This is a genomic window from Mycolicibacterium tokaiense (genome assembly GCF_010725885.1).
Classification (GTDB): domain Bacteria; phylum Actinomycetota; class Actinomycetes; order Mycobacteriales; family Mycobacteriaceae; genus Mycobacterium; species Mycobacterium tokaiense.
In genome coordinates this window covers 4,238,355-4,257,696 of the sequence record NZ_AP022600.1, presented here as the reverse complement: position 1 = coordinate 4,257,696, position 19,342 = coordinate 4,238,355, and the positions used below count along the sequence as shown (strand labels likewise).

The 19,342-nt window shown below is 68.4% G+C and carries 22 protein-coding genes; 9 read left to right on the top strand and 13 right to left on the bottom strand.

What is annotated here, in order from left to right; all coding sequences use genetic code 11:
- Positions 1-16: 16 nt before the first annotated feature.
- Positions 17-1,387: a DUF349 domain-containing protein gene (locus G6N58_RS20780; protein WP_115277449.1), complete on the top strand. Its 1,371-nt coding sequence runs from the start codon at positions 17-19 to the stop codon at positions 1,385-1,387.
- Here the strand turns inward: G6N58_RS20780 and G6N58_RS20775 are convergent.
- Both G6N58_RS20775 and miaB read right to left on the bottom strand, forming a co-directional pair.
- Entirely contained in the window at positions 1,384-1,971 is a 588-nt protein-coding gene (locus G6N58_RS20775) for an Rv2732c family membrane protein (protein WP_115281375.1), read from the bottom strand. The two genes, G6N58_RS20780 and G6N58_RS20775, sit on opposite strands and share 4 nt — an antisense overlap.
- Positions 1,968-3,479: a tRNA (N6-isopentenyl adenosine(37)-C2)-methylthiotransferase MiaB gene (miaB, locus tag G6N58_RS20770; protein WP_115277450.1), complete on the bottom strand. Its 1,512-nt coding sequence runs from the start codon at positions 3,477-3,479 to the stop codon at positions 1,968-1,970. Before miaB ends, G6N58_RS20775 begins: the two co-directional genes overlap by 4 nt.
- A gap of 177 nt (positions 3,480-3,656) precedes the next feature.
- Here miaB and G6N58_RS20765 point away from each other — a divergent pair, with 177 nt between their 5' ends.
- The 5 genes from G6N58_RS20765 to G6N58_RS20745 all read left to right on the top strand — a co-directional run bounded on the left by G6N58_RS20765 (position 3,657) and on the right by G6N58_RS20745 (position 8,019).
- On the top strand, positions 3,657-4,385 hold the full coding sequence (locus tag G6N58_RS20765; protein WP_170314379.1) for an amino acid ABC transporter ATP-binding protein: 729 nt from the start codon (positions 3,657-3,659) through the stop codon (positions 4,383-4,385).
- A gap of 23 nt (positions 4,386-4,408) precedes the next feature.
- Positions 4,409-5,248 carry a glutamate ABC transporter substrate-binding protein gene (locus tag G6N58_RS20760; RefSeq protein WP_115277452.1) on the top strand — a complete coding sequence of 280 codons (840 nt, stop codon included), beginning with the start codon at positions 4,409-4,411 and terminating at the stop codon, positions 5,246-5,248.
- A 40-nt stretch (positions 5,249-5,288) separates the two neighbouring features.
- Positions 5,289-5,969, top strand: a complete 681-nt coding sequence (locus G6N58_RS20755) for an amino acid ABC transporter permease (RefSeq protein ID WP_115277453.1) — start codon at positions 5,289-5,291, stop codon at positions 5,967-5,969.
- Entirely contained in the window at positions 5,969-6,859 is an 891-nt protein-coding gene (locus G6N58_RS20750; protein ID WP_115277454.1) for an amino acid ABC transporter permease, read from the top strand. Before G6N58_RS20755 ends, G6N58_RS20750 begins: the two co-directional genes overlap by 1 nt.
- A gap of 173 nt (positions 6,860-7,032) precedes the next feature.
- The gene (locus G6N58_RS20745; protein ID WP_115277455.1) at positions 7,033-8,019 is read left to right on the top strand and encodes a ketopantoate reductase family protein; all 987 of its coding nucleotides are present in this window, start codon (positions 7,033-7,035) and stop codon (positions 8,017-8,019) included.
- Between the two features lie 5 nt (positions 8,020-8,024).
- Here G6N58_RS20745 and recX read toward each other — a convergent pair whose 3' ends face one another.
- From recX to G6N58_RS20725, 4 genes are all read right to left on the bottom strand, one after another.
- Positions 8,025-8,558, bottom strand: coding sequence for a recombination regulator RecX (gene recX, locus G6N58_RS20740; RefSeq protein ID WP_115277456.1), 534 nt, complete (start codon positions 8,556-8,558; stop codon positions 8,025-8,027).
- Entirely contained in the window at positions 8,527-9,570 is a 1,044-nt protein-coding gene (gene recA / locus G6N58_RS20735) for a recombinase RecA (RefSeq protein WP_068916486.1), read from the bottom strand. The genes recX and recA overlap by 32 nt, the downstream gene beginning before the upstream one ends.
- 152 nt (positions 9,571-9,722) lie before the next feature.
- Positions 9,723-9,917 (bottom strand): DUF3046 domain-containing protein, encoded by a 195-nt coding sequence (locus tag G6N58_RS20730; RefSeq protein WP_068916485.1) that lies wholly within the window; start codon positions 9,915-9,917, stop codon positions 9,723-9,725.
- A 9-nt stretch (positions 9,918-9,926) separates the two neighbouring features.
- Positions 9,927-11,081 carry a glycosyltransferase gene (locus G6N58_RS20725; protein ID WP_115277457.1) on the bottom strand — a complete coding sequence of 385 codons (1,155 nt, stop codon included), beginning with the start codon at positions 11,079-11,081 and terminating at the stop codon, positions 9,927-9,929.
- Between the two features lie 41 nt (positions 11,082-11,122).
- Between G6N58_RS20725 and G6N58_RS20720 the strand changes: the two genes are divergently transcribed.
- Complete coding sequence (locus G6N58_RS20720) at positions 11,123-11,551, top strand: limonene-1,2-epoxide hydrolase family protein (RefSeq protein ID WP_115277458.1); 429 nt, start codon at positions 11,123-11,125, stop codon at positions 11,549-11,551.
- On the opposite strand, the gene pspM is transcribed toward G6N58_RS20720, so the two are convergent.
- From pspM to pgsA, 5 genes are all read right to left on the bottom strand, one after another.
- On the bottom strand, positions 11,548-12,366 hold the full coding sequence (gene pspM, locus G6N58_RS20715; protein WP_115277459.1) for a phage shock envelope stress response protein PspM: 819 nt from the start codon (positions 12,364-12,366) through the stop codon (positions 11,548-11,550). The genes G6N58_RS20720 and pspM overlap by 4 nt on opposite strands.
- An 11-nt stretch (positions 12,367-12,377) precedes the next feature.
- Positions 12,378-13,193, bottom strand: coding sequence for a phage shock protein PspA (gene pspA, locus G6N58_RS20710; RefSeq protein ID WP_068916481.1), 816 nt, complete (start codon positions 13,191-13,193; stop codon positions 12,378-12,380).
- 138 nt (positions 13,194-13,331) lie between these two features.
- Positions 13,332-13,664 carry a transcriptional regulator ClgR gene (gene clgR, locus G6N58_RS20705; protein ID WP_068919768.1) on the bottom strand — a complete coding sequence of 111 codons (333 nt, stop codon included), beginning with the start codon at positions 13,662-13,664 and terminating at the stop codon, positions 13,332-13,334.
- Positions 13,665-13,744: 80 nt separating this feature from the next.
- The gene (locus G6N58_RS20700; RefSeq protein ID WP_115277460.1) at positions 13,745-14,245 is read right to left on the bottom strand and encodes a CinA family protein; all 501 of its coding nucleotides are present in this window, start codon (positions 14,243-14,245) and stop codon (positions 13,745-13,747) included.
- Positions 14,223-14,819: a CDP-diacylglycerol--glycerol-3-phosphate 3-phosphatidyltransferase gene (gene pgsA / locus G6N58_RS20695; protein WP_068919767.1), complete on the bottom strand. Its 597-nt coding sequence runs from the start codon at positions 14,817-14,819 to the stop codon at positions 14,223-14,225. Before pgsA ends, G6N58_RS20700 begins: the two co-directional genes overlap by 23 nt.
- Before the next feature lie 54 nt (positions 14,820-14,873).
- On the opposite strand from pgsA, the gene G6N58_RS20690 reads away from it, so the two are divergent.
- Entirely contained in the window at positions 14,874-15,371 is a 498-nt protein-coding gene (locus G6N58_RS20690) for an amino-acid N-acetyltransferase (RefSeq protein WP_435406127.1), read from the top strand.
- Here G6N58_RS20690 and G6N58_RS20685 read toward each other — a convergent pair.
- On the bottom strand, positions 15,368-15,982 hold the full coding sequence (locus G6N58_RS20685; protein WP_232067944.1) for a DUF559 domain-containing protein: 615 nt from the start codon (positions 15,980-15,982) through the stop codon (positions 15,368-15,370). The genes G6N58_RS20690 and G6N58_RS20685 overlap by 4 nt on opposite strands.
- A 347-nt stretch (positions 15,983-16,329) precedes the next feature.
- Positions 16,330-18,867 carry an FtsK/SpoIIIE family DNA translocase gene (locus G6N58_RS20680; protein WP_115277462.1) on the bottom strand — a complete coding sequence of 846 codons (2,538 nt, stop codon included), beginning with the start codon at positions 18,865-18,867 and terminating at the stop codon, positions 16,330-16,332.
- A 159-nt stretch (positions 18,868-19,026) separates the two neighbouring features.
- Between G6N58_RS20680 and G6N58_RS20675 the strand changes: the two genes are divergently transcribed.
- Complete coding sequence (locus tag G6N58_RS20675; RefSeq protein ID WP_115277463.1) at positions 19,027-19,341, top strand: putative quinol monooxygenase; 315 nt, start codon at positions 19,027-19,029, stop codon at positions 19,339-19,341.
- The last annotated feature ends 1 nt before the right edge of the window (position 19,342 follow it).

Genomic DNA, 19,342 nt, shown 5'->3' with positions numbered 1-19,342 from the left:
GGACAGGGGACGACAAGTGACCACATCAGATTCCGCTCCGGACGGCGGCGCAGCGCCCTCGACTTCCGGACGCCCCGTCCCCACCCCCGGGCCCCGTCCGGGCGCCAAGCCTGGGCCCCGCCCGGGGCCGCGCGTGGCCGCTCCGCCACCCACCACGCCAGTTCCGCCCGCGCCGCCGAGCAGCGATCCGCACCGCTTCGGCCGGGTCGACGACGACGGCACGGTCTGGCTGGTCACCGGTTCCGGGGAACGGATCGTCGGCTCCTGGCAGGCGGGGGAACCCGAAGCCGCGTTCGAGCATTTCGGCCGCCGCTTCGACGACCTGGCCACCGAGATCGCGCTGATGGAGCACCGGTTGGAATCGGGCACCGGTGACGCCCGCAAGATCAAGGCCGCTGCGGCCACCCTCGCCGAGACCCTGCCCGACGCCCACGTCCTGGGTGACGTGGATTCGCTGGCAGCCCGGCTGACCGCCATCGCCGAGCACGCCGATGCCGCGGCTGTCGCCGAGCGCGCCCGCCGCGACGAGCACCGCGCCGAGCAGATCGCCCGCAAGGAGGCCCTGGCCGCCGAGGCCGAGGACCTGGCCGCCAACTCCACGCAGTGGAAGGCCGCGGGCGACCGCCTGCGCACCATCCTCGACGAGTGGAAGGGCATCACGGGGCTAGACCGCAAGACCGACGACGCGCTGTGGAAGCGCTATTCGGCGGCACGCGAGACGTTCAACCGGCGGCGCGGCTCGCACTTCTCGGAGCTGGACAAAGAACGTGCCGGCGCCAAGGCTGCCAAGGAGGCGCTGTGCGTTCGCGCCGAGGCCCTGAGCGGATCCACCGACTGGGGCGCCACCAGCGCGGCGTTCCGTGACCTGCTGACGGAGTGGAAGTCGGTGGGCCGGGCCAGCAAGGATGTCGACGACGCGCTGTGGCGCCGGTTCAAGGCCGCCCAGGACACCTTCTTCTCGGCCAGGAACTCGGTGACCGCCGAGCGGGACGCGGAGTTCGCGGCCAACGCCGACGCCAAGGAGGCGCTGCTGCTCGAGGCCGAGCGCATCGACACCGCCGACGCGGACGCCGCCCGCGCCGCGCTGCGCCAGATCACCGACAAGTGGGACGAGATCGGCAAGGTGCCCAGGGACCGCACCGACCTCGAGCGGCGCCTGCGCGCGGTGGAGAAGAAGGTCCGTGACGCCGCCGACGCCGGCCGCACCGACCCGGAGGCGCAGGCCCGCGCCGAGCAGTTCCGGGTGCGTGCCGAGCAGTTCGAGAAGCAGGCCGCCAAGGCCGAGGCCGCGGGCAAGACCAAGGACGCCGAATCTGCCCGGGCCAGCGCCGCGCAGTGGCGGCAGTGGGCGGAGACGGCCGCCGAAGCCGTGACGAAGAAGCGCTAACCCTGCTTGTCGGGGTCCTGCTCGTCGTACTGGTCGAGCAAGCTGCGCGACTGCTGCTGGGCGGCGGCACGGCGGCGGTGCTCTTCGGCGGCCAGCTGCACCGCAGTGCGTGACCACACCACGCGCACCCAGTGGAACGCCAGCACAATCGCGGTCAGCCAGGCCAGCACCAGGCCGATGCCGGGTCCTGGCAGGCCCTCGGCCGCGGTCTGGCGCGACCAGATGGCCAGCATGCCGATCACGCAGGACACCGCGGTGCCCGCCGAGGCCACCCACGCCAGGGCCCAGCGTCGGGTCAGCAGCGCCAGCATCGAGAACCCGATGCCGAACACCAGGGCCAGCCAGCTGAACACCCGCGACGGCAGGGTGACGCCGGCGTCGACAGCCGCCGGAGAACCCAGCAGCACGTCGACCCCGCGGGCGTCGCCGGTGTGCGACAGGAAGAACGACCCGATCAGGATGAACACCAGTACCGAGACCACCAGGGCGCGGGCGCCCGGTTCGATCTCGCGGCCCACCTTGCGTTCGGCCGCCTCGATGTCAGCTTTGAAGTGCTCGAACTGGTTTCCGTCGGGGGCGTTCACAGCGAGCACCCTGACACACTGGGTTGCGGCGCCGGCACACCGAGTCCCGGAAGGCCCAGTCCGACGGTCTTGGGTTTGACGCCCGCCTCGTGGGCGTCGCCGGCGCGGGTGCGCCGGTGCGAGAGCAGAGCGCCGTCGGCGATCAGATGGTGCGGCGCGGCCGAGGTGACGACGCAGGTCACCACATCGCCGGGGCGAACCGGGCTGGCTCCGGGGGTGAAATGCACCAGCCGACCGTCACGGGCGCGACCGCTCATCCGGGCGGTGTGGGCGTCCTTGCGGCCCTCCCCCGCGGCCACCAGCAACTCCACCGTGGTGCCGACCTGCGCGCGGTTCTCCTCCCAGGAGATCCGCTCCTGCAGTTCGATCAGCCGATCATAGCGTTGCTGCACAACAGCTTTGGGCACCTGATCGGCAAGCTCGGCAGCCGGGGTGCCGGGACGCCTGGAGTACTGGAAGGTGAAAGCGGTGGCGAAGCGCGACTGCTCCACCACGTCGAGGGTGGCCTGGAAATCCTCTTCGGTCTCGCCCGGGAAGCCGACGATCAGGTCGGTGGTGATGGCCGCGTGCGGCATCGCGGCGCGTACCCGGTCGATGATGCCGAGGTATCGCTGCGCCCGGTAGGAGCGGCGCATCGCTTTGAGGATGCGGTCGGAGCCGGACTGCAGCGGCATGTGCAGCGTCGGGCAGATGTTCGGGGTGGCGGCCATGGCTTCGATGACGTCGTCGGTGAACTCGGCCGGGTGCGGCGAGGTGAAGCGCACCCGCTCGAGCCCGTCGATGCCGCCGCAGGCCCGCAGCAATGCCGCGAATGCGCCACGGTCCCTCGGTGTTTCGGGATCGACGAACGACACACCGTAGGCATTGACGTTCTGCCCCAGCAACGTCACCTCCAGCACACCCTGATCCACCAGGGCTTGCACCTCGGCCAGGATGTCACCTGGTCTGCGGTCCACTTCTTTGCCCCGCAGTGCGGGCACGATGCAGAACGTGCAGGTGTTGTTGCAGCCCACCGAGATGGAAACCCAAGCGGCATAGGCGGAGTCGCGGGCCGCCGGCAGTGTCGAGGGGAACTGCTCGAGGGCGTCGACGATCTCGACCTGCGCCTCGCGGTTGTGTCGGGCCCGCTCCAGCAGGGCGGGCAGCGAGCCGATGTTGTGGGTGCCGAACACCACATCCACATAGGGCGCCTTCTTCAACACCGCGTCGCGGTCCTTCTGCGCCAGGCACCCGCCGACGGCGATCTGCATGCCGGGGTCGGACTGCTTGCGCGGCGCCAGGTGACTGAGGTTGCCGTACAACTTGTTGTCGGCGTTCTCCCGCACCGCGCAGGTGTTGAAGACCACCACATCGGCGTCGGCGCCGTCGGGGGCGCGCCGGTATCCGGCGGTTTCCAGCAGGCCGGCCAGCCGCTCGGAGTCGTGCACGTTCATCTGGCAGCCGTAGGTGCGGACCTGGTAGGTACGCGCAGGTGACACCGGCTGCGCCTGCGTCACCGTCGAAGTCATCGGTCCATGGTATCGGCGCCGAACGCCACCCTTGAAATTCGCAGGCCGGACCCCTTCTGACCGTTGAATTTCGGCCGGTCCGTGCGCGATCTGTGGGATTCCTGGGTATGGTGGCGACCCATGGGGTCTCCTGGGTCGGATGTGGATGCGCATGCGCCGACCGAGTCCGGCACGCCGATGATCGCTGTGACGGGCGTCAACAAACACTTCGGCAACCTGCACGTTCTCAAGGACATCAACCTCACGGTCGCCCGCGGCCAGGTGATCGTGGTGCTGGGGCCGTCCGGGTCGGGCAAGTCCACCCTGTGCCGGACCATCAACCGCCTGGAGACCATCGACTCGGGCACCATCGCCATCGACGGCCACGAGCTGCCCGCAGAGGGCCGCAAGCTCGCCCAGCTCCGCTCCGATGTCGGCATGGTGTTCCAGTCGTTCAACCTGTTCGCGCACAAGACAATTCTCGAGAACGTCACGCTGGCGCCGCTGAAGGTGCGCAAGCTGAGCAAGGACAAGGCGCGCGCCGAGGCCATGGCGCTGCTGGAGCGGGTGGGCGTGGCCAACCAGGCCGAGAAGTACCCCGCGCAGCTGTCCGGCGGGCAGCAGCAGCGGGTGGCGATCGCACGCTCGCTGGCCATGAACCCCAAGGTGATGCTCTTCGACGAGCCCACCAGCGCCCTGGACCCGGAGATGATCAACGAGGTGCTCGCCGTCATGACGGCGTTGGCCGGCGAGGGCATGACCATGGTGGTGGTCACCCACGAGATGGGCTTCGCCCGCCGCGCCGCCAACCGGGTGGTCTTCATGGCCGAGGGCGCCATCGTCGAAGACGCCGCTCCCGAGGAGTTCTTCACCAACCCGAAAACCGATCGAGCCAAGGACTTCCTCGGCAAGATCCTGAATCACTAGCCGCCCGTCGAGAGGACAGTCACGTGTTTTTCCAGAAGCGTTCCCGCACGCTCACCGCAGGTGTCGCAGCGGCCGCGGCGCTGGCTCTGACCCTGAGCGCCTGCGGCGGTGACAGCGGCGGCGGAGGCGGCGACGCAGGTGGCGACACCATCACCATCGGCACCAAGTTCGACCAGCCCGGCCTCGGCCTGAAGAACCCCGATGGCAGCATGAGCGGCTTCGACGTCGATGTGGCCACCTTCGTGGCCGGCGAGCTGGGCTACACCCCCGAGCAGATCGAGTGGGTGGAGGCCCCGTCGGCACAGCGCGAGAACCTGATCGAGAACGGGCAGGTGCGCTTCATCGCCGCCACCTACTCCATCACCGACGCCCGTAAGGAGAAGGTGGACTTCGCCGGGCCGTACCTGGTCACCGGCCAGAGCCTGCTGGTGCGCTCGGACAACACCGACATCACCGGGGCGGCCTCGCTGGAGAACAACAAGCGGCTGTGCTCGGTGTCGGGGTCGACGCCGGCGCAGAAGATCAAGGACGAGTACCCGGGCGTGCAGCTGCAACAGTACGACACCTACTCGGCGTGCATCGAGGCCCTGCGCAACAACGCCATCGACGCCGTGACCACCGATGAAACCATCCTGGCCGGCTACGCCGCACAGAGCCCCGGCGACTTCAAGATCGTCGGCGAGCAGTTCTCCGAGGAGAACTACGGCATCGGTCTGAAGAAGGGCGACACCGAGTTGCGCAACCAGATCAACGACGCCATCGAGAAGATGGAGACCGACGGCGCCTGGAAGGAAGCCTTCGACAAGAACCTGGGACCCGCGGGCATCGAGGCACCGCAGCCGCCGGCCATCGACCGGTACTGATCCGGCCCTCGGTCACTGAACATCGGACGACCCGGCAACCGTGGAGGTCTTCACCGAGTACCGCGAGGAAATCTTCGCGGCGTTCTGGATCACGATCAAACTGACGGTCTACTCGGCTGTCGGGTCCCTGATTCTCGGCACGGCGCTGGCCGCCATGCGCCTGTCGCCCGTGCCGGTGCTCAACTGGATCGGCACCACCTACGTCAACGTGGTGCGCAACACCCCGCTGACGCTGATCATCCTGTTCTGTTCGCTGGGGGTCTCGCAGACTCTGGGGATCACGCTGGTGGACCCACAGTCCCCGACCTCGATCGTGGACAGCAATTTCCGCCTCGCCGTGCTGGGGCTGACGGTCTACACGGCGTCGTTCGTGTGTGAAACGGTGCGCTCCGGGGTGAACACCGTGCCGCTGGGCCAGGCCGAGGCGGCCCGGTCGCTGGGCTTCACCTTCGGGCAGAACCTGCAGATCATCCTGCTGCCGCAGGCCTTTCGCGCGGTCATCATCCCGCTGGGGTCGGTGCTCATCGCCTTGACCAAGAACACCACCATCGCCTCGGCCATCGGGGTGGCCGAGGCGGCGCTGCTGATGAAGGAGATGATCGAGAACACCGCAGCCGTGCTGACGGTGGGCGCCATCATCGGCTTCGGGTTCGTGGTGCTGACGCTGCCACTGGGTCTGCTGTTCGGCTGGCTCGGCAAGAAACTGGCGGTGTCGCGATAGTGACCGGTTCCTCCGTTCTGTTCGACGCCCCCGGCCCGAGGGCCCGGCTGCGCAACCACATCATCACCGCCGTCACCGCGGTGGTGCTGGCGGTGATCGCCTGGCTGGTGTATTCGCGGTTCTCCGAACGCGGTCAGCTCACCGCCGCCAAGTGGGAGCCGTTCCTGACGGCCAACCTCTGGAAGACCTACGTGCTGCCCGGCATCCAGGGCACGTTGACCGCCGCGGCCATCTCCATCGTGCTGGCGCTGATCCTGGGCTTCGTGCTGGGTGTGGGGCGACTGTCCCACCAGGCCGTCATCCGGGTGCCGTGCGCGATCTTCGTCGAGTTCTTCCGCGCCGTTCCGGTGCTGGTCATGATGATCTTCGCCTACTTCCTGTACGCCGCCTACGACGTGTTCCCGTCCCGGCAGCTGGCGCTGGCCGGTGTGATCACCGGCCTGACTCTCTACAACGGCGCCGTGATCGCCGAGATCGTCCGCGCCGGTGTGCATGCGGTGCCGCGCGGGCAGGCCGAGGCGGCGTCCGCCCTGGGCCTGCGCTGGGGTCAGACCATGCGGTCGATCCTGCTGCCGCAGGCCGTCACCTCGATGCTGCCTGTGCTGGTGTCGCAGCTGGTGGTGGTGCTCAAGGACACCGCGATCGGCTACCAGATCACGTTCGTCGAGATGGTCCGCCAAGGCACGCAGGTGGGGTCGTCCTATGGCAACTACGTTCCCGCCCTGATCGTGATCGCGGTGTTGATGATCTCGGTGAACTTCGCGCTCTCGGTGGTGGCCACCAAACTCGAGAGACGGCTGCGCCGCTCCCGGAAGGCGCCCCCAGCGCTGGATGCCCAGGCCATCGAGCAGGAAGGCGCCCCCGGCGCCACGGTCCAGAAAGCCGACTGATTTCCCGCCCAAACCGCCGTTTGGGCCCGAAATGCCGAGTGGCTGGCGGCCTGCAACTGTTCAGAGCTGCCAAAACCGTTCCAGCACCGGGTAGTCGAACGTGGGCGCCAGTTTCGCCGAGACCCGCATACGCTCGATGCCAGCGAGACTCCCGGCGCGACGAGAGGACATCCATGACACCGAGCCGACCCGTTGTCGTCTACGGCGCAGGGGCGGTGGGCGGGGTGATCGCCGCTCGGCTGCACCTGGCCGGTGTGGCGGTCAGCGCGGTGGCGCGCGGCGATCACCTCGACGCCATTCGGCGTCGCGGTCTGACGGTGGTGACCCAGACCGGTTCCGAGACGGTGCGCGTGCCGGCGGCACCCAGCGCCGGTGAGATCGATTGGACGGCGGCGCCTTTGGCGATCCTCGCGGTCAAGAGTCAGCAGAGCGCCGCGGCACTCGATGACCTGCGCGCCCATGCGCCGCGCAGCACGCCGCTGTTCATCGCCCAGAACGGAGTGGCCAACGAGGCCGCCGCGTTGCGACTGTTCGCCGATGTCTACGGCATCACCGTGATGCTGCCGTCGGCGCATCTGAAGCCCGGGGTGGTGGTACAGCAGTGCTCGCCCATCGCCGGCATCCTGGATCTCGGACGGTTCCCGGCCGGCAGCGACGCCACCGCGGCGGCGGCCTCGGCCCTGTTGCGATCAGCCGGGTTCGCCTCCGAGGTCCGCCCCGACGTCATGGCGTGGAAGCACCGCAAGCTGATTGCCAACCTCGCCAACGGGGCACTCGCCACCTATCAGCCCGGACCAGACACCGACGAGTTGATCCGGCGCGTCCGTGAGGAGGGCGAGCAGGTGCTGGCCGCCGCCCGCATCCCGGTGGTGACCGCGGAGCAGGATCTGCAACGCCGCGGCGATCTGCTGCAGGGCCGCGCCCGTCGCGACGCCTTCGGTTCGACGTGGCAGAGCATCGCCCGGGGCCGCAGCGATGTCGAAACCGACTGGCTGAACGGCGAAATCGTGCTGACTGCACGCCTGCACGGTCTCAGCGCACCTGTCAACCAGCTGATTCAGCGGGTGACCGCCGAGCACGCCCGCGGTGGCCATACCCCACGGAGCCGCGAGGCCGCGCCCGATCTCGACGCCGTGCTGCAACAGGCGCTCGGTGATTGATCGCGCTACACCGCGCGCCGGCGCCTCTCGGCATCCAGCTCCATCCGCACCACGTCGGCCGCCATGCCCTGGCTGTAGCCACGCCGCGCGAGCATTCCGACCAGCCGTCGCATCAGCTTGAGGTCGTCGCCGTCGGCCAGTGTCTCCCGGCGCAGTTTGCTCTGCACCAGCTGCTCGGCACGCTCCCGCTCGGCGTCGGCGTCGATGTCCGCAAGCGCTGAAGCGATGATCTGGTCATCCACGCCTTTGGTGCGCAGCTCAGCAGCCAACGCGCGCTTGCCTTTTCCGGCGTGGGCCCGCCGCGAGCGAACCCACTGCTCGGCGAAGTCCGCGTCGTCGATCAGTCCGGCCTTGGTCAGCCGATCGAGTACCGCTGCGCTGACATCGTCTGGGTACTCCCGCTTGGCGAGCTGCGCTTCCAGTTCGGAGCGGGTGCGGGCCCGGGCGGTGAGCAGGCGAAGGCACAGTGACTTCGCCTGCTCCGCGCGCTTCTCCGGCTGCTGATCCTCAGAAGTCGACTGGCGCTGGGAGGACGTCATCAGCAGTCAACTCGGCACCGATACCGAGCTTCTCCTTGATCTTCTTCTCGATCTCGTTGCCCACATCGGCGTTCTGGAGCAGGAAGTTGCGGGCGTTCTCCTTGCCCTGCCCGAGCTGCTCACCCTCATAGGTGAACCACGAGCCGGACTTGCGGATGAAGCCGTGCTCCACGCCCATGTCGATGAGCGAACCCTCGCGGGAGATGCCCTTGCCGTACAGGATGTCGAACTCGGCCTGCTTGAACGGCGGCGAGACCTTGTTCTTGACGACCTTGACACGGGTGCGGTTACCCACCGCATCGGTGCCGTCTTTGAGGGTCTCGATACGTCGTACGTCGAGCCGGACCGAGGCGTAGAACTTCAATGCCTTACCGCCCGTTGTGGTTTCGGGCGAGCCGAACATCACGCCGATCTTCTCACGCAGCTGGTTGATGAAGATGGCGGTGGTGCCGGAGTTGTTGAGCGCACCGGTGATCTTGCGCAGCGCCTGGCTCATCAGCCGGGCCTGCAGACCGACATGGCTGTCGCCCATCTCGCCTTCGATCTCCGCGCGCGGCACCAGGGCGGCCACCGAGTCGATGACCAGGATGTCCAGCGCGCCGGAGCGGATCAGCATGTCGGCGATCTCGAGCGCCTGCTCACCAGTGTCCGGCTGGCTGACCAGCAGGGAATCGGTGTCCACGCCCAGCTTCTTGGCGTAGTCGGGATCCAGGGCGTGCTCGGCGTCGATGAACGCCGCGATGCCGCCGGCGGCCTGGGCGTTGGCCACGGCGTGCAGCGCCACGGTGGTCTTACCCGAGGACTCCGGGCCGTAGATCTCGACGACGCGGCCGCGGGGCAGGCCGCCGATACCCAGCGCGCAGTCCAGCGCGATGGAACCGGTGGGGATCACGGAAATGGGCTGACGGACCTCTTCACCGAGGCGCATCACAGAACCCTTGCCGTGGCTCTTCTCAATCTGCGCGAGGGCGAGCTCCAGGGCTTTCTCGCGGTCGGGTGCCTGTGGCGCCATGGTGATGCCTCTTTCGCTAGTCGTGTTCTTCTGACCCGTGTTGGTCGGTTGCTCGTGACGTTAGAGGGAGCCACCGACAAAACTTCGCGTCGAACACTGACCACAGTAGACGAACAGGTGTTCGATTCAAGCAGACACGCCGAGGTGCGCCGTCACCACTGGTCGCGAGGGACGTCAAAATCGGCGCACAGGGCCCGCCAGACGTCGCGCGGCTCCACCCCGGCCTCGATGGCCTGCGCCGCGGTCCGGCCCCCGATGCTGGTCAGCACGTGATCCACCAGCAGAGACGCCCCACGCACAGCGCCGAACTGCGCGTCGACCAGTTCGTGGAATTCGGTGAGCCGCACCCCACCAACCTACCCAACGGCTTCCTGGCACACCTGTACCGGATCAGCCACGCCCGCCGCCGTCGCACCGGCCGCGACCGCCGCCTCGCGGTAGCCCGGCCCGGCGAGCACCTCGCGGACCGCCGCAGCCAGCCCGGGACCCGTCAGCGGTCGGATCAGCTGGCCACTGCCTTGGCGCACAACACGATTGGCGATCTCCCACTGGTCTCCCCCGCCGGGCACCACGACCATCGGCACCCCGGCGAGCAATGTCTTGGACACCGTTCCGTGGCCACCGCCGCAGATCATCAGATCGGCCTGGGCCAGCAGTTCGTCCTGGCGCCCCAGCCCGGCCGCGGCCCATGGCGGCAGCTCCAGCTCACCACCCAACCAGGACACCGCCACCCTCGCCCCGGCGGGCAGCACGTGCCCCGGCACCAGCACCTCGACGGCCAATTCGGCCAGGCCCCGGGTACCGGTGGTGGCCGTCGACGGCGCCACCACCACCAGCGGCCCGTCCCCCGCCGGCACACCCAACACCTCGGCCGTCGGCTCGAAGTGCAGCGGCCCGACGACGACGGCATCTGCCGGCCAGTCCGGTCGCGGCACCTCCAACGCAGGCAGGGTGGCGATCAGACGGCGCACCGGACCCGGATCACGGGCGGACAGGCCGATCGACACGCGGGCGTCCGAACGCTGCCGCAGGCCCTGCCTCCACGAGCGCGCCGTCAGCGCGCGCATCACGGTGTCGCGGGCGCGGCCGCGCAGTCCGGTGCCCGGGGCAAGGCCGCTGCCGATCGGCGGCAAACCCGTCGACGGCCGGTACAGCGGGTGCGGATTCAATTCGATCCACGGGATGCCCAGCAGTTCGGCGGCCATCCCGCCGCAGGCGGTGATGACATCGGAGACCACCAGGTCGAATCCCTGCAGCCGGTCGAGATTGAGTACTGCCATCCGCGCGGCACGACGGTGGATCTTCGCTCCCGCGTCCATATCGTCGTCGGCCGGATCGGGGTCAAGACCCAGCAACTCCGCCGCCTCCAGCCCGGCTGCTGCCGCTGTGGGCAGCCAGTGCACCCCGGTGAACAACACCGGCGCGTGCCCGGCGGCGGCAAATCGCAGGCACAGGGCGATGGCCGGGAACGCGTGCCCGGGGTCCGGGCCGGCGACCACCGCGACACGCATCGCCCTACCCTGCCACACCGGTGATACGTAGGCTCGACGCCATGACCGAGCCGATCACCGACACCAACATCGCCACCGTCGAGAAGTTCCTCAACTCCTTGCGGGACAAGGATCTCGACACCGCGGACGCCCTGCTCGCCGACGATCTCGTCTATCAGAACGTCGGCTTCCCGACCATCCACGGCCGGCGGCGGGCCATCAAGCTGTTTCGGGGCATGCAGCGGCCCAGCATGGGCTTCGATGTCAAGATCCACCGCAGCGCCGCCGACGGCGACACCGTGCTCAACGAACGCACCGACGTCCTGGTGTTCGGCCCACTACGGCTGGTGTTCTGGGTGTGCGGGGTGTTCGAGGTCCACGATGGCCGAATCACGTTGTGGCGGGACTACTTCGACAACGTCGACTTCGCCAAGGCCCTGGTGCGGGGTACCGCTGCGATCGCGGTGCCCTCGCTGCAGCGCAAGTTCTAGGAGGTCTTGCGCAGCTGACCCAGTTCGTCGAACGCCTGGGCCCAGCCCAGCAGACGATCGGTGGCGTTGCCCAACTGCTCGCGGTAGCGCTGCTGGGACATCGGCGAGATCGGCATGGACCCGCCGTTGGCCGACGACACCAGTTGCGCCGCGGCGGTGACCATCTCGTTGTACTGCCGGACACCGTGGCCGAGCTGGGCGGTGAACGCATTGATGGTGGGAACCAGGTAGTCGCGGGAGTGCGGCGAATTCTTGACCGTCCGCTCCATCGACACCACCTCATCGGAGGTGGCCATCATGGTGGCGGTGGTCTGGTTGGCGGCCTCGGTGAGCTCGCGGATCTCCTCCGGCGGCAGCAGCTGACCCCGTTCGATCACGCCGATCAGAGACATCAGGCCACGCTCGGAAGCACCGAGGGCAGACATCGCCGGCCGCGCCGCCGATCCGGGCGGGGGCAACCGGCGCGTGCTGGCGGGCCGCTGCACCGGCAGCGGTGTGACCCGCAGGAAGCGGTAGCGCAACCAGAACAGGGTCGCCGGGAACGCTGCACCCGCAGCGATCACGCCGGTGATGATCAGCCCCCACACCGGCGTGCTCCACGCGGCCAGCAGGGCCGTCACCAGGATCCAGAACACCGACGAGAAGGTGAAGAACACTGCGAACCGCAGGGCCCATTTGCGCTTGCGCAGGTGGCGGGCCCGCGGGTCCGCGGCCAGGCTCAGCCGGTGTGCCACCACGTCGGCTGCTTCGCTGGCAGAGTCAAGCCCCCGCTGCAGCAACGATCCCCACTGCCGGGAGAACGGCTTGACCGCCACGATGGTCCCTCCTACTGATTGAGCGGGTTCTCGGGTGTGGCCGGGGCCTGGGCTCCGGCGGCCGGCGCCGGGGTGGCGTCGGCGGCGGGCCCGGCCGTCAGGGCGTCACCGCGCATCGAGGCGCGGATCTGCTCCAACCGGGAGTGCCCGGCCATCTGGACGCTGGCCTGCTGGACCTCCATCATCCGGCCCTGCACCGAGTTCTGCGCCAGCTCGGCCTCGCCCATGGCGTTGGCGTAGCGACGCTCGATCTTGTCGCGCACCTCGTCGAGGCTCGGGGTGTTGCCCGGAGCGGAGAGATCACTCATCGACCGCAGCGACGCGCTGACCTGCTCCTGCATCTTGGCCTGCTCCAGCTGCGAGAGCAGCTTGGTGCGCTCGGCGATCTTGGTCTGCAACATCATGGCGTTCTGTTCGACGGCCTTCTTGGCCTGCGCGGCCGCCTGCAGCGACTGGTCGTGCAGACCCTTGAGGTCCTCGACGCTCTGCTCGGCGGTCACCAGCTGCGCGGCGAACGCCTCGGCGGCGTTGTTGTACTCGGTGGCCTTGGCGGCATCGCCGTTGGCCACGGCCTGATCGGCCAGGGTGAGCGCCTGACGCACGTTGGCCTGCAACTTCTCGATGTCGGCCAGCTGGCGGTTGAGCCGCATCTCGAGCTGACGCTGATTGCCGATCACCTGGGCGGCCTGCTGGGTCAGCGCCTGGTGGGTGCGCTGAGCCTCCTCGATGGCCTGCTGGATCTGGACCTTGGGGTCGGCGTGCTCGTCGATCTTGGAGTTGAACAGCGCCATCACGTAGCGCCACGCCTTCACGAACGGATTTGCCATGGGGATCGTTTCGCCTTCACTTCGTCGTCGCCGTTGATGTCTGACCCACACGCAGCTGATACGCGCTTGCAGCCCAATTTATCCGGTACACGCGTGATGCCACACCCCCGCCGGGGGCGCGGCGCCGATTTTCCGAGCTCAGGCCACCGCCATGCTGGCGCGGTCCTGCGACACCGGCGGGATCACGACCTTGGTGCTGGCATCGATGTTGGTCGACACCGGCGCGCTGAGCGCCTCATGCCGGGCCAGCCGTTCCCCGGCGTCGATCAGGACGTGCGACAGCGGCACGTCCAGCGCCGTGCAGATGGCGCTGAGCAGTTCCGAGGATGCTTCTTTGCGGCCGCGCTCCACCTCGGACAGATATCCCAGGCTCACCATCGCTGCATCAGACACTTCACGCAGGGTGCGTCCCTGCGATGTCCGGGCGCGACGGAGCACGTCACCAACGACTTCACGCAACAGTGCCGACATCGCGCTCTCCTTACGTTTCGTATCCAGGTACTCCAAGAAGAACGTCATCGACGGCGCAGATGGTTCCCGGATGCCGGAGGTCAGCCCTGACCGATTCTGGCCAGCAGCGCCGTGATGGCCCGATGCACCGCTGCCAGACGGATGTCCCAGCGTTCGCCGGGCAGGTGCAGCCGGGTGGCCTCGCACCCGCCTGGCCCGGCGAGTCCGAGGAACACGGTGCCCACGGCGTGACCGCCGTGTGGTTGCGGACCGGCCACGCCGGTCAGACCGATCCCCCAGGTGGTGGCGCACCGGCGCCGGGCGCCGTCGGCCATCTGCTGCGCGGTCTCGGCCGCCACCGGCCCGACGGCAGCCAGCACGCCGGGGTCGACGCCGGCCAGCGCGATCTTGGTGGCTTCGGTGTAGGTGATCAGCCCGCCGAGCAGCACGGAACTGGCCCCGGGCACGCCGGCCAGTGTCCCGGCCAGCAGCCCGGCGGTCAGCGATTCCGTGGTGGCCAGCGTCTCCCCGCGGGCAGTCAGCGCCGCGATCAGCCTGCGGGCGTCGGCGCCGATCGGGTCAGCGAGCAGCGGATCGGGCACGTGCCCCCCGGACCGCCGACACCGCATAGTCGAGGCCGGTGAGCACCGTCAGAGCCAGCGCCGCCCACATCACCATCCAGGCCGCGGAGTGCCACGGCTCGGTCAGCGGCAGGATGAACAGCCCGATGGCCACGGCCTGGACCAGCGTCTTCAGCTTCCCGCCGCGGCTGGCCGGGATGACGCCGTGGCGGATGACCGCGAGCCGCAGCACGGTGACGCCGATCTCGCGGAACAGGATGATGCCGGTCAGCCACCACGGTAGGTCGCCCAGCATCGAGAGCCCGATCAGCGCAGCGCCTATCAGCATCTTGTCGGCGATGGGATCGGCCAGCTTGCCGAACTCGGTCACCAGGTCATACCGGCGCGCCAGGTAGCCGTCCCAGTGGTCGGTGATGACCGCGGTGGCGAAGATCACGAAAGCGGTTATCCGGCTGGCGGTCTCGTGTCCGTCGCCCGCGAAGAGCACCAGCAGGAACACCGGCACGAGGACCAGCCGGAATGCCGTGAGGAGGTTCGCGATGTTGGCGACTCTGACGCGCCGGACCGCTGGCGGCGTTTCAGAAGGGTCCGACACCGACACAGAATATCGGTTGGCGTCTTCGGCATCGTCAGCCGATACTCTCGTCCCGTGAGCGGGCTGACCGTACGCCGGGCGCGTACCTCGGATGTTCCGGCGATCAAAACACTCGTCGACACCTACGCCGGCAAGATCCTGCTGGAAAAGAACCTGGTCACGCTGTACGAGGCGGTCCAGGAGTTCTGGGTGGCCGAACTGGACGGCGAGATCATCGGCTGCGGGGCCCTGCACGTGATGTGGTCCGATCTCGGCGAGGTGCGCACGGTTGCCGTGCATCCGAAGGTCAAGGGTCACGGCGTCGGGCACCAGATCGTCTCGCGGCTGCTGGAGGTGGCCCGCGAGCTGCAATTGCAGCGGGTGTTCGTCTTGACCTTCGAGACGGAGTTCTTCTCGCGCCACGGCTTCACCGAGATCGAGGGCACACCGGTGACCTCCGAGGTCTACGAGGAGATGTGCCGCTCCTACGACGTGGGCGTCGCGGAGTTCCTCGACCTGTCCTACGTCAAGCCCAACATCCTCGGCAACACGCGGATGCTGCACGTCCTCTAGCTGCGCGAGTCTCGGGCTCGCCGCACCCGGCCGATGATGTCTGACTGCTGATGATCGGCGAGAACCCGGATGACGGTCCACCCCACCGACGCCAGGTATTCGGACCTGACCACATCGTTGGTGTACGTCTGCCGGTCGGCCCGGTGATGATCGCCGTCGTATTCGACCGCGACCATCAGCTCGGGCCAGCCCATGTCCAGGAAATAGCGGCGACCACCGGGCCTGGGCACGGCGATCTGGGTCTGTGGCCGGGGGAAGCCGGCGTCGGTGAGCGTCAGCCTCAGATAGCTTTCCTGCAGCGACTCGGCACCGGAATCGACGTGTTGCAACACCTTCGCAACCCGGGGCCGGCCCTTGACGCCCCTGTGCCGGTCGGCCACCTCGAGAACGTCCGCGGCGTGGAAAGGGTGGGCTCTCGCGAGCGCGTCGAGGCGGGCGACCGCTTGCCGTTCGGTCCGCAGACGCGCCAGGTCGAAGGCGGTGCGGGCCACCGTCGTCACGGAAACGCCCCGGATCACCTCGATTTCGCAATCGAGGATGGTGTCTCGTCGGGTGATCACCCTGGCCGGCGGCTTGTCATTGCGCACACAGAGCTCCACGGGTTTTGGCATCTCGAACCACTTCGCTCCGCGCCAGGCTGATGCTGCGATACCGCAGACGACGCCGCAGCGGCGCGACCACAACCAGGCAGCGAGGATCCATTCTTCGGATGTCAGGAGGCCAGGTGGTGCGTAGACGTCCGGAAACAACCGCTGGTAGGACCTCGAGAGTTCGTACTTCGTGACCAGCCCGGCTGCGACCGACTCGCTCCCGCGGAAAACCCGTGACATGACCGGACAAGCTGCCAGCCGGTGCGGCGATCGGTATTCGCCCATCCACAGCCTCGCTGGATCGAACTCAGTCGACAGATCCTGCTGATTCTGTTGACTGGGTTCGATCCAGCGGGCACTGAAGCCGTCTAGAAGTCCGGCTCGTCGTCGGCGTCGGCGCCGGTGGCGTCGGAACCGCCACGGATCAGCATCAGCGTGCCGGCCAGCTCGTCGGGCTTGATCAGGACCTCGCGCGCTTTCGAGCCTTCCGAGGGGCCCACGATGCCGCGGGTCTCCATCAGGTCCATCAGGCGGCCGGCCTTCGCGAAGCCGACCCGCAATTTGCGCTGCAGCATCGAGGTCGAGCCGAACTGCGACGAGACCACCAGCTCGACGGCCTGCAGGAAGACGTCCATGTCGTCGCCGATGTCCGGGTCGACGTCCTTGCGCTCGCCGGCCTTGACCGCGGTGACACCCTCGACGAACTCCGGCTCGGCCTGGTCTTTGGTGGCCGAGACGACGGCGTGGATCTCCTCATCGGAGATGTAGGCACCCTGCATACGGATCGGCTTGTTGGCCCCCATCGGCAGGAAAAGACCGTCGCCCATGCCGATCAGCTTCTCGGCCCCGGGTTGGTCCAAGATGACGCGGGAGTCGGTCAGCGACGAGGTGGCGAATGCCAGCCGCGAGGGCACGTTGGTCTTGATGAGGCCGGTCACGACGTCGACTGAGGGTCGCTGGGTGGCCAGCACCAGGTGGATGCCGGCGGCGCGCGCCTTCTGGGTGATGCGCACGATCGCCTCTTCCACGTCGCGCGGTGCGGTCATCATCAGGTCGGCGAGCTCGTCGACGATGGCCAGGATGTAGGGGTATGGCTTGTAGACGCGCTGGCTGCCCAACGGCGCGGAGATCTCGCCGCTGCGGACCTTCTCGTTGAACACGTCGATGTGGCGCACCCGCGAGGCCTGCATGTCCTGGTAGCGCTGCTCCATCTCCTCGACCAGCCAGGCCAGCGCGGCGGCCGCCTTCTTGGGCTCGGTGATGATGGGCGTGATCAGGTGCGGAATGCCCTCGTAGGGGGTCAGTTCCACCATCTTCGGGTCGATCAGGATCATCCTGACCTCCTCCGGAGTGGCCCGCGCGAGCAGCGAGACCAGCATCGAGTTGACGAAGCTGGACTTGCCGGAGCCGGTGGAGCCGGCCACCAACAGGTGCGGCATCTTGGCCAGGTTGGCGGAGATGAAGTCGCCTTCGATGTCCTTCCCCAGACCGATCACCAACGGGTGGTGGTCGCGACGGGTCGACGGTGCGGTCAACACGTCGGACAGGCGCACCATCTCGCGGTCGGTGTTGGGCACCTCGATACCGACGGCGGACTTGCCCGGGATGGGAGCCAGCATGCGCACGCTCTCGGTGGCCACGGCGTAGGCGATGTTGCGCTGCAGCGCGGTGATCTTCTCGACCTTCACGCCGGGGCCCAGTTCGACCTCGTAGCGGGTGACGGTCGGGCCGCGGGTGCAGCCGGTCACGCGTGCGTCGACCTTGAACTGGGTCAGCACCGAGGTGATGGCGTCTTCCATCTGCTCGTTGGCTGCGCTCTTGAGCTTGGGCGGGTCTCCGGCGACCAGCAGGTCCAGCGAGGGCAGGTTATACGGGCCCTCGACGACGCGGTCCAGGGCCAGCGTGTCCTGCTTGGGCATCGGCGGAGGCGCCGGCTCGGCCTTGGGCTTCTTGCGGGCTGGCCTGACCGCCACCGGCTCCGGGGCTGTCGGCGCCTCGTCGACCGGCTCGGCCAACGGGTAGTTGTCCATCGGCGAGCCGCCCGGCCAGGCCGCGGGCTCGTCGCTCTGGTGCACCGGGTCGTCGTAATAGCCGTCGGAGAAGTCGTCGGCGTCGGCGGCCCGCTCGTCGTGGTCGTCGTCGTACTCGTCGTCGTCGTAGTACTCGTCGTCGTCGCGGGCCAGCCGCGCACTGAACATGGCCTGCAACGTCGCGGGCACCTCGCGGATGGTGGTACCGGTCAGCAACAACAGGCCGAACAGCGCACCCATGATCAACAGCGGCGCCGCGATCCAGACCGTCAGACCGTCCGACAGCGGGCCCCCGATGGCGAAACCGATGAACCCGGCGGCCTGCTGACGGGCTGCCGGGGCGCTGGGCGCTCCGGACCAGATGTGCCACAGCCCGAGGACCGGGAGCCCGATCATCAGGGCACCGAGGATCAGGCGCGGACGTGTCTCGGGGTTGGGCTCGGTGCGCATGAGGCTCACCGCGATGACCGCGATGAGCACCGGGAGCAAGACCACCGCACCGCCGACGAGCACCCGCAGTGCGGTGTCGATCCACGCGCCGACCGGACGGGCTGCGTCGAACCAGGAGCCGGCGGCGACGATGACCGCAACGCCGATCAGAGCCAGCGCCACGCCGTCGCGGCGGTGTCCGGGTTCGATGTCGTGGGCGCGTCCCACCGAGCGCGCGGTGGAGCCGGCGCCCTTGGCCAGCATCAGCCAGGCGGCGCGCGAGGCCCGCCCGACGGCCACGCCGGCGCCGCCGACCAGGCCGGGACCCTGCTTGGCCGGCTTGCGGGCGGGGGCCTTTTTACGCGGCGTAGCGGGGCGGGCCGGCCGCGACGTGGCCTTTGACCTGCTCGTTTTACCCCCGGAACGCGCGGCGGTCTTACTTGCCATAGCGGTAAGCCTAGTCGCACCAACCCCAACTGCACCATCCGCCACTCTGGTCACGATCCGGTCTCTCGGCAGCGGAAGACGGGATAGCCGCGCCCTCACGCACGTTCACTGAATATGGTCGAAGTCCCATCACGCCATCAGACTCATCGAGGAGCACGCATGCCGGTCGTCGTCGTCGCCACGTTCACCGTCAAACCCGAATCCGTGGACACGGTGCGCGACGCCTGCACCCGCGCCATCGCCACCGTGCACGACGAGCCGGGATGCGAGCTCTACGCACTGCACGAGGCCGAGAACGTCTTCGTCTTCGTCGAACAGTGGGCGGATGCCGACGCGCTGAAGGCACACAGCACCGCCCCCGGGGTCACCGGGCTGTTCGGGGAGATCGGTCCGCATCTCGACGGGGCCCCGGACATCAAGATGCTGCAACCCGTACCCGCCGGGGACCCCGTCAAGGGCGCGGTGCGGCACTGAC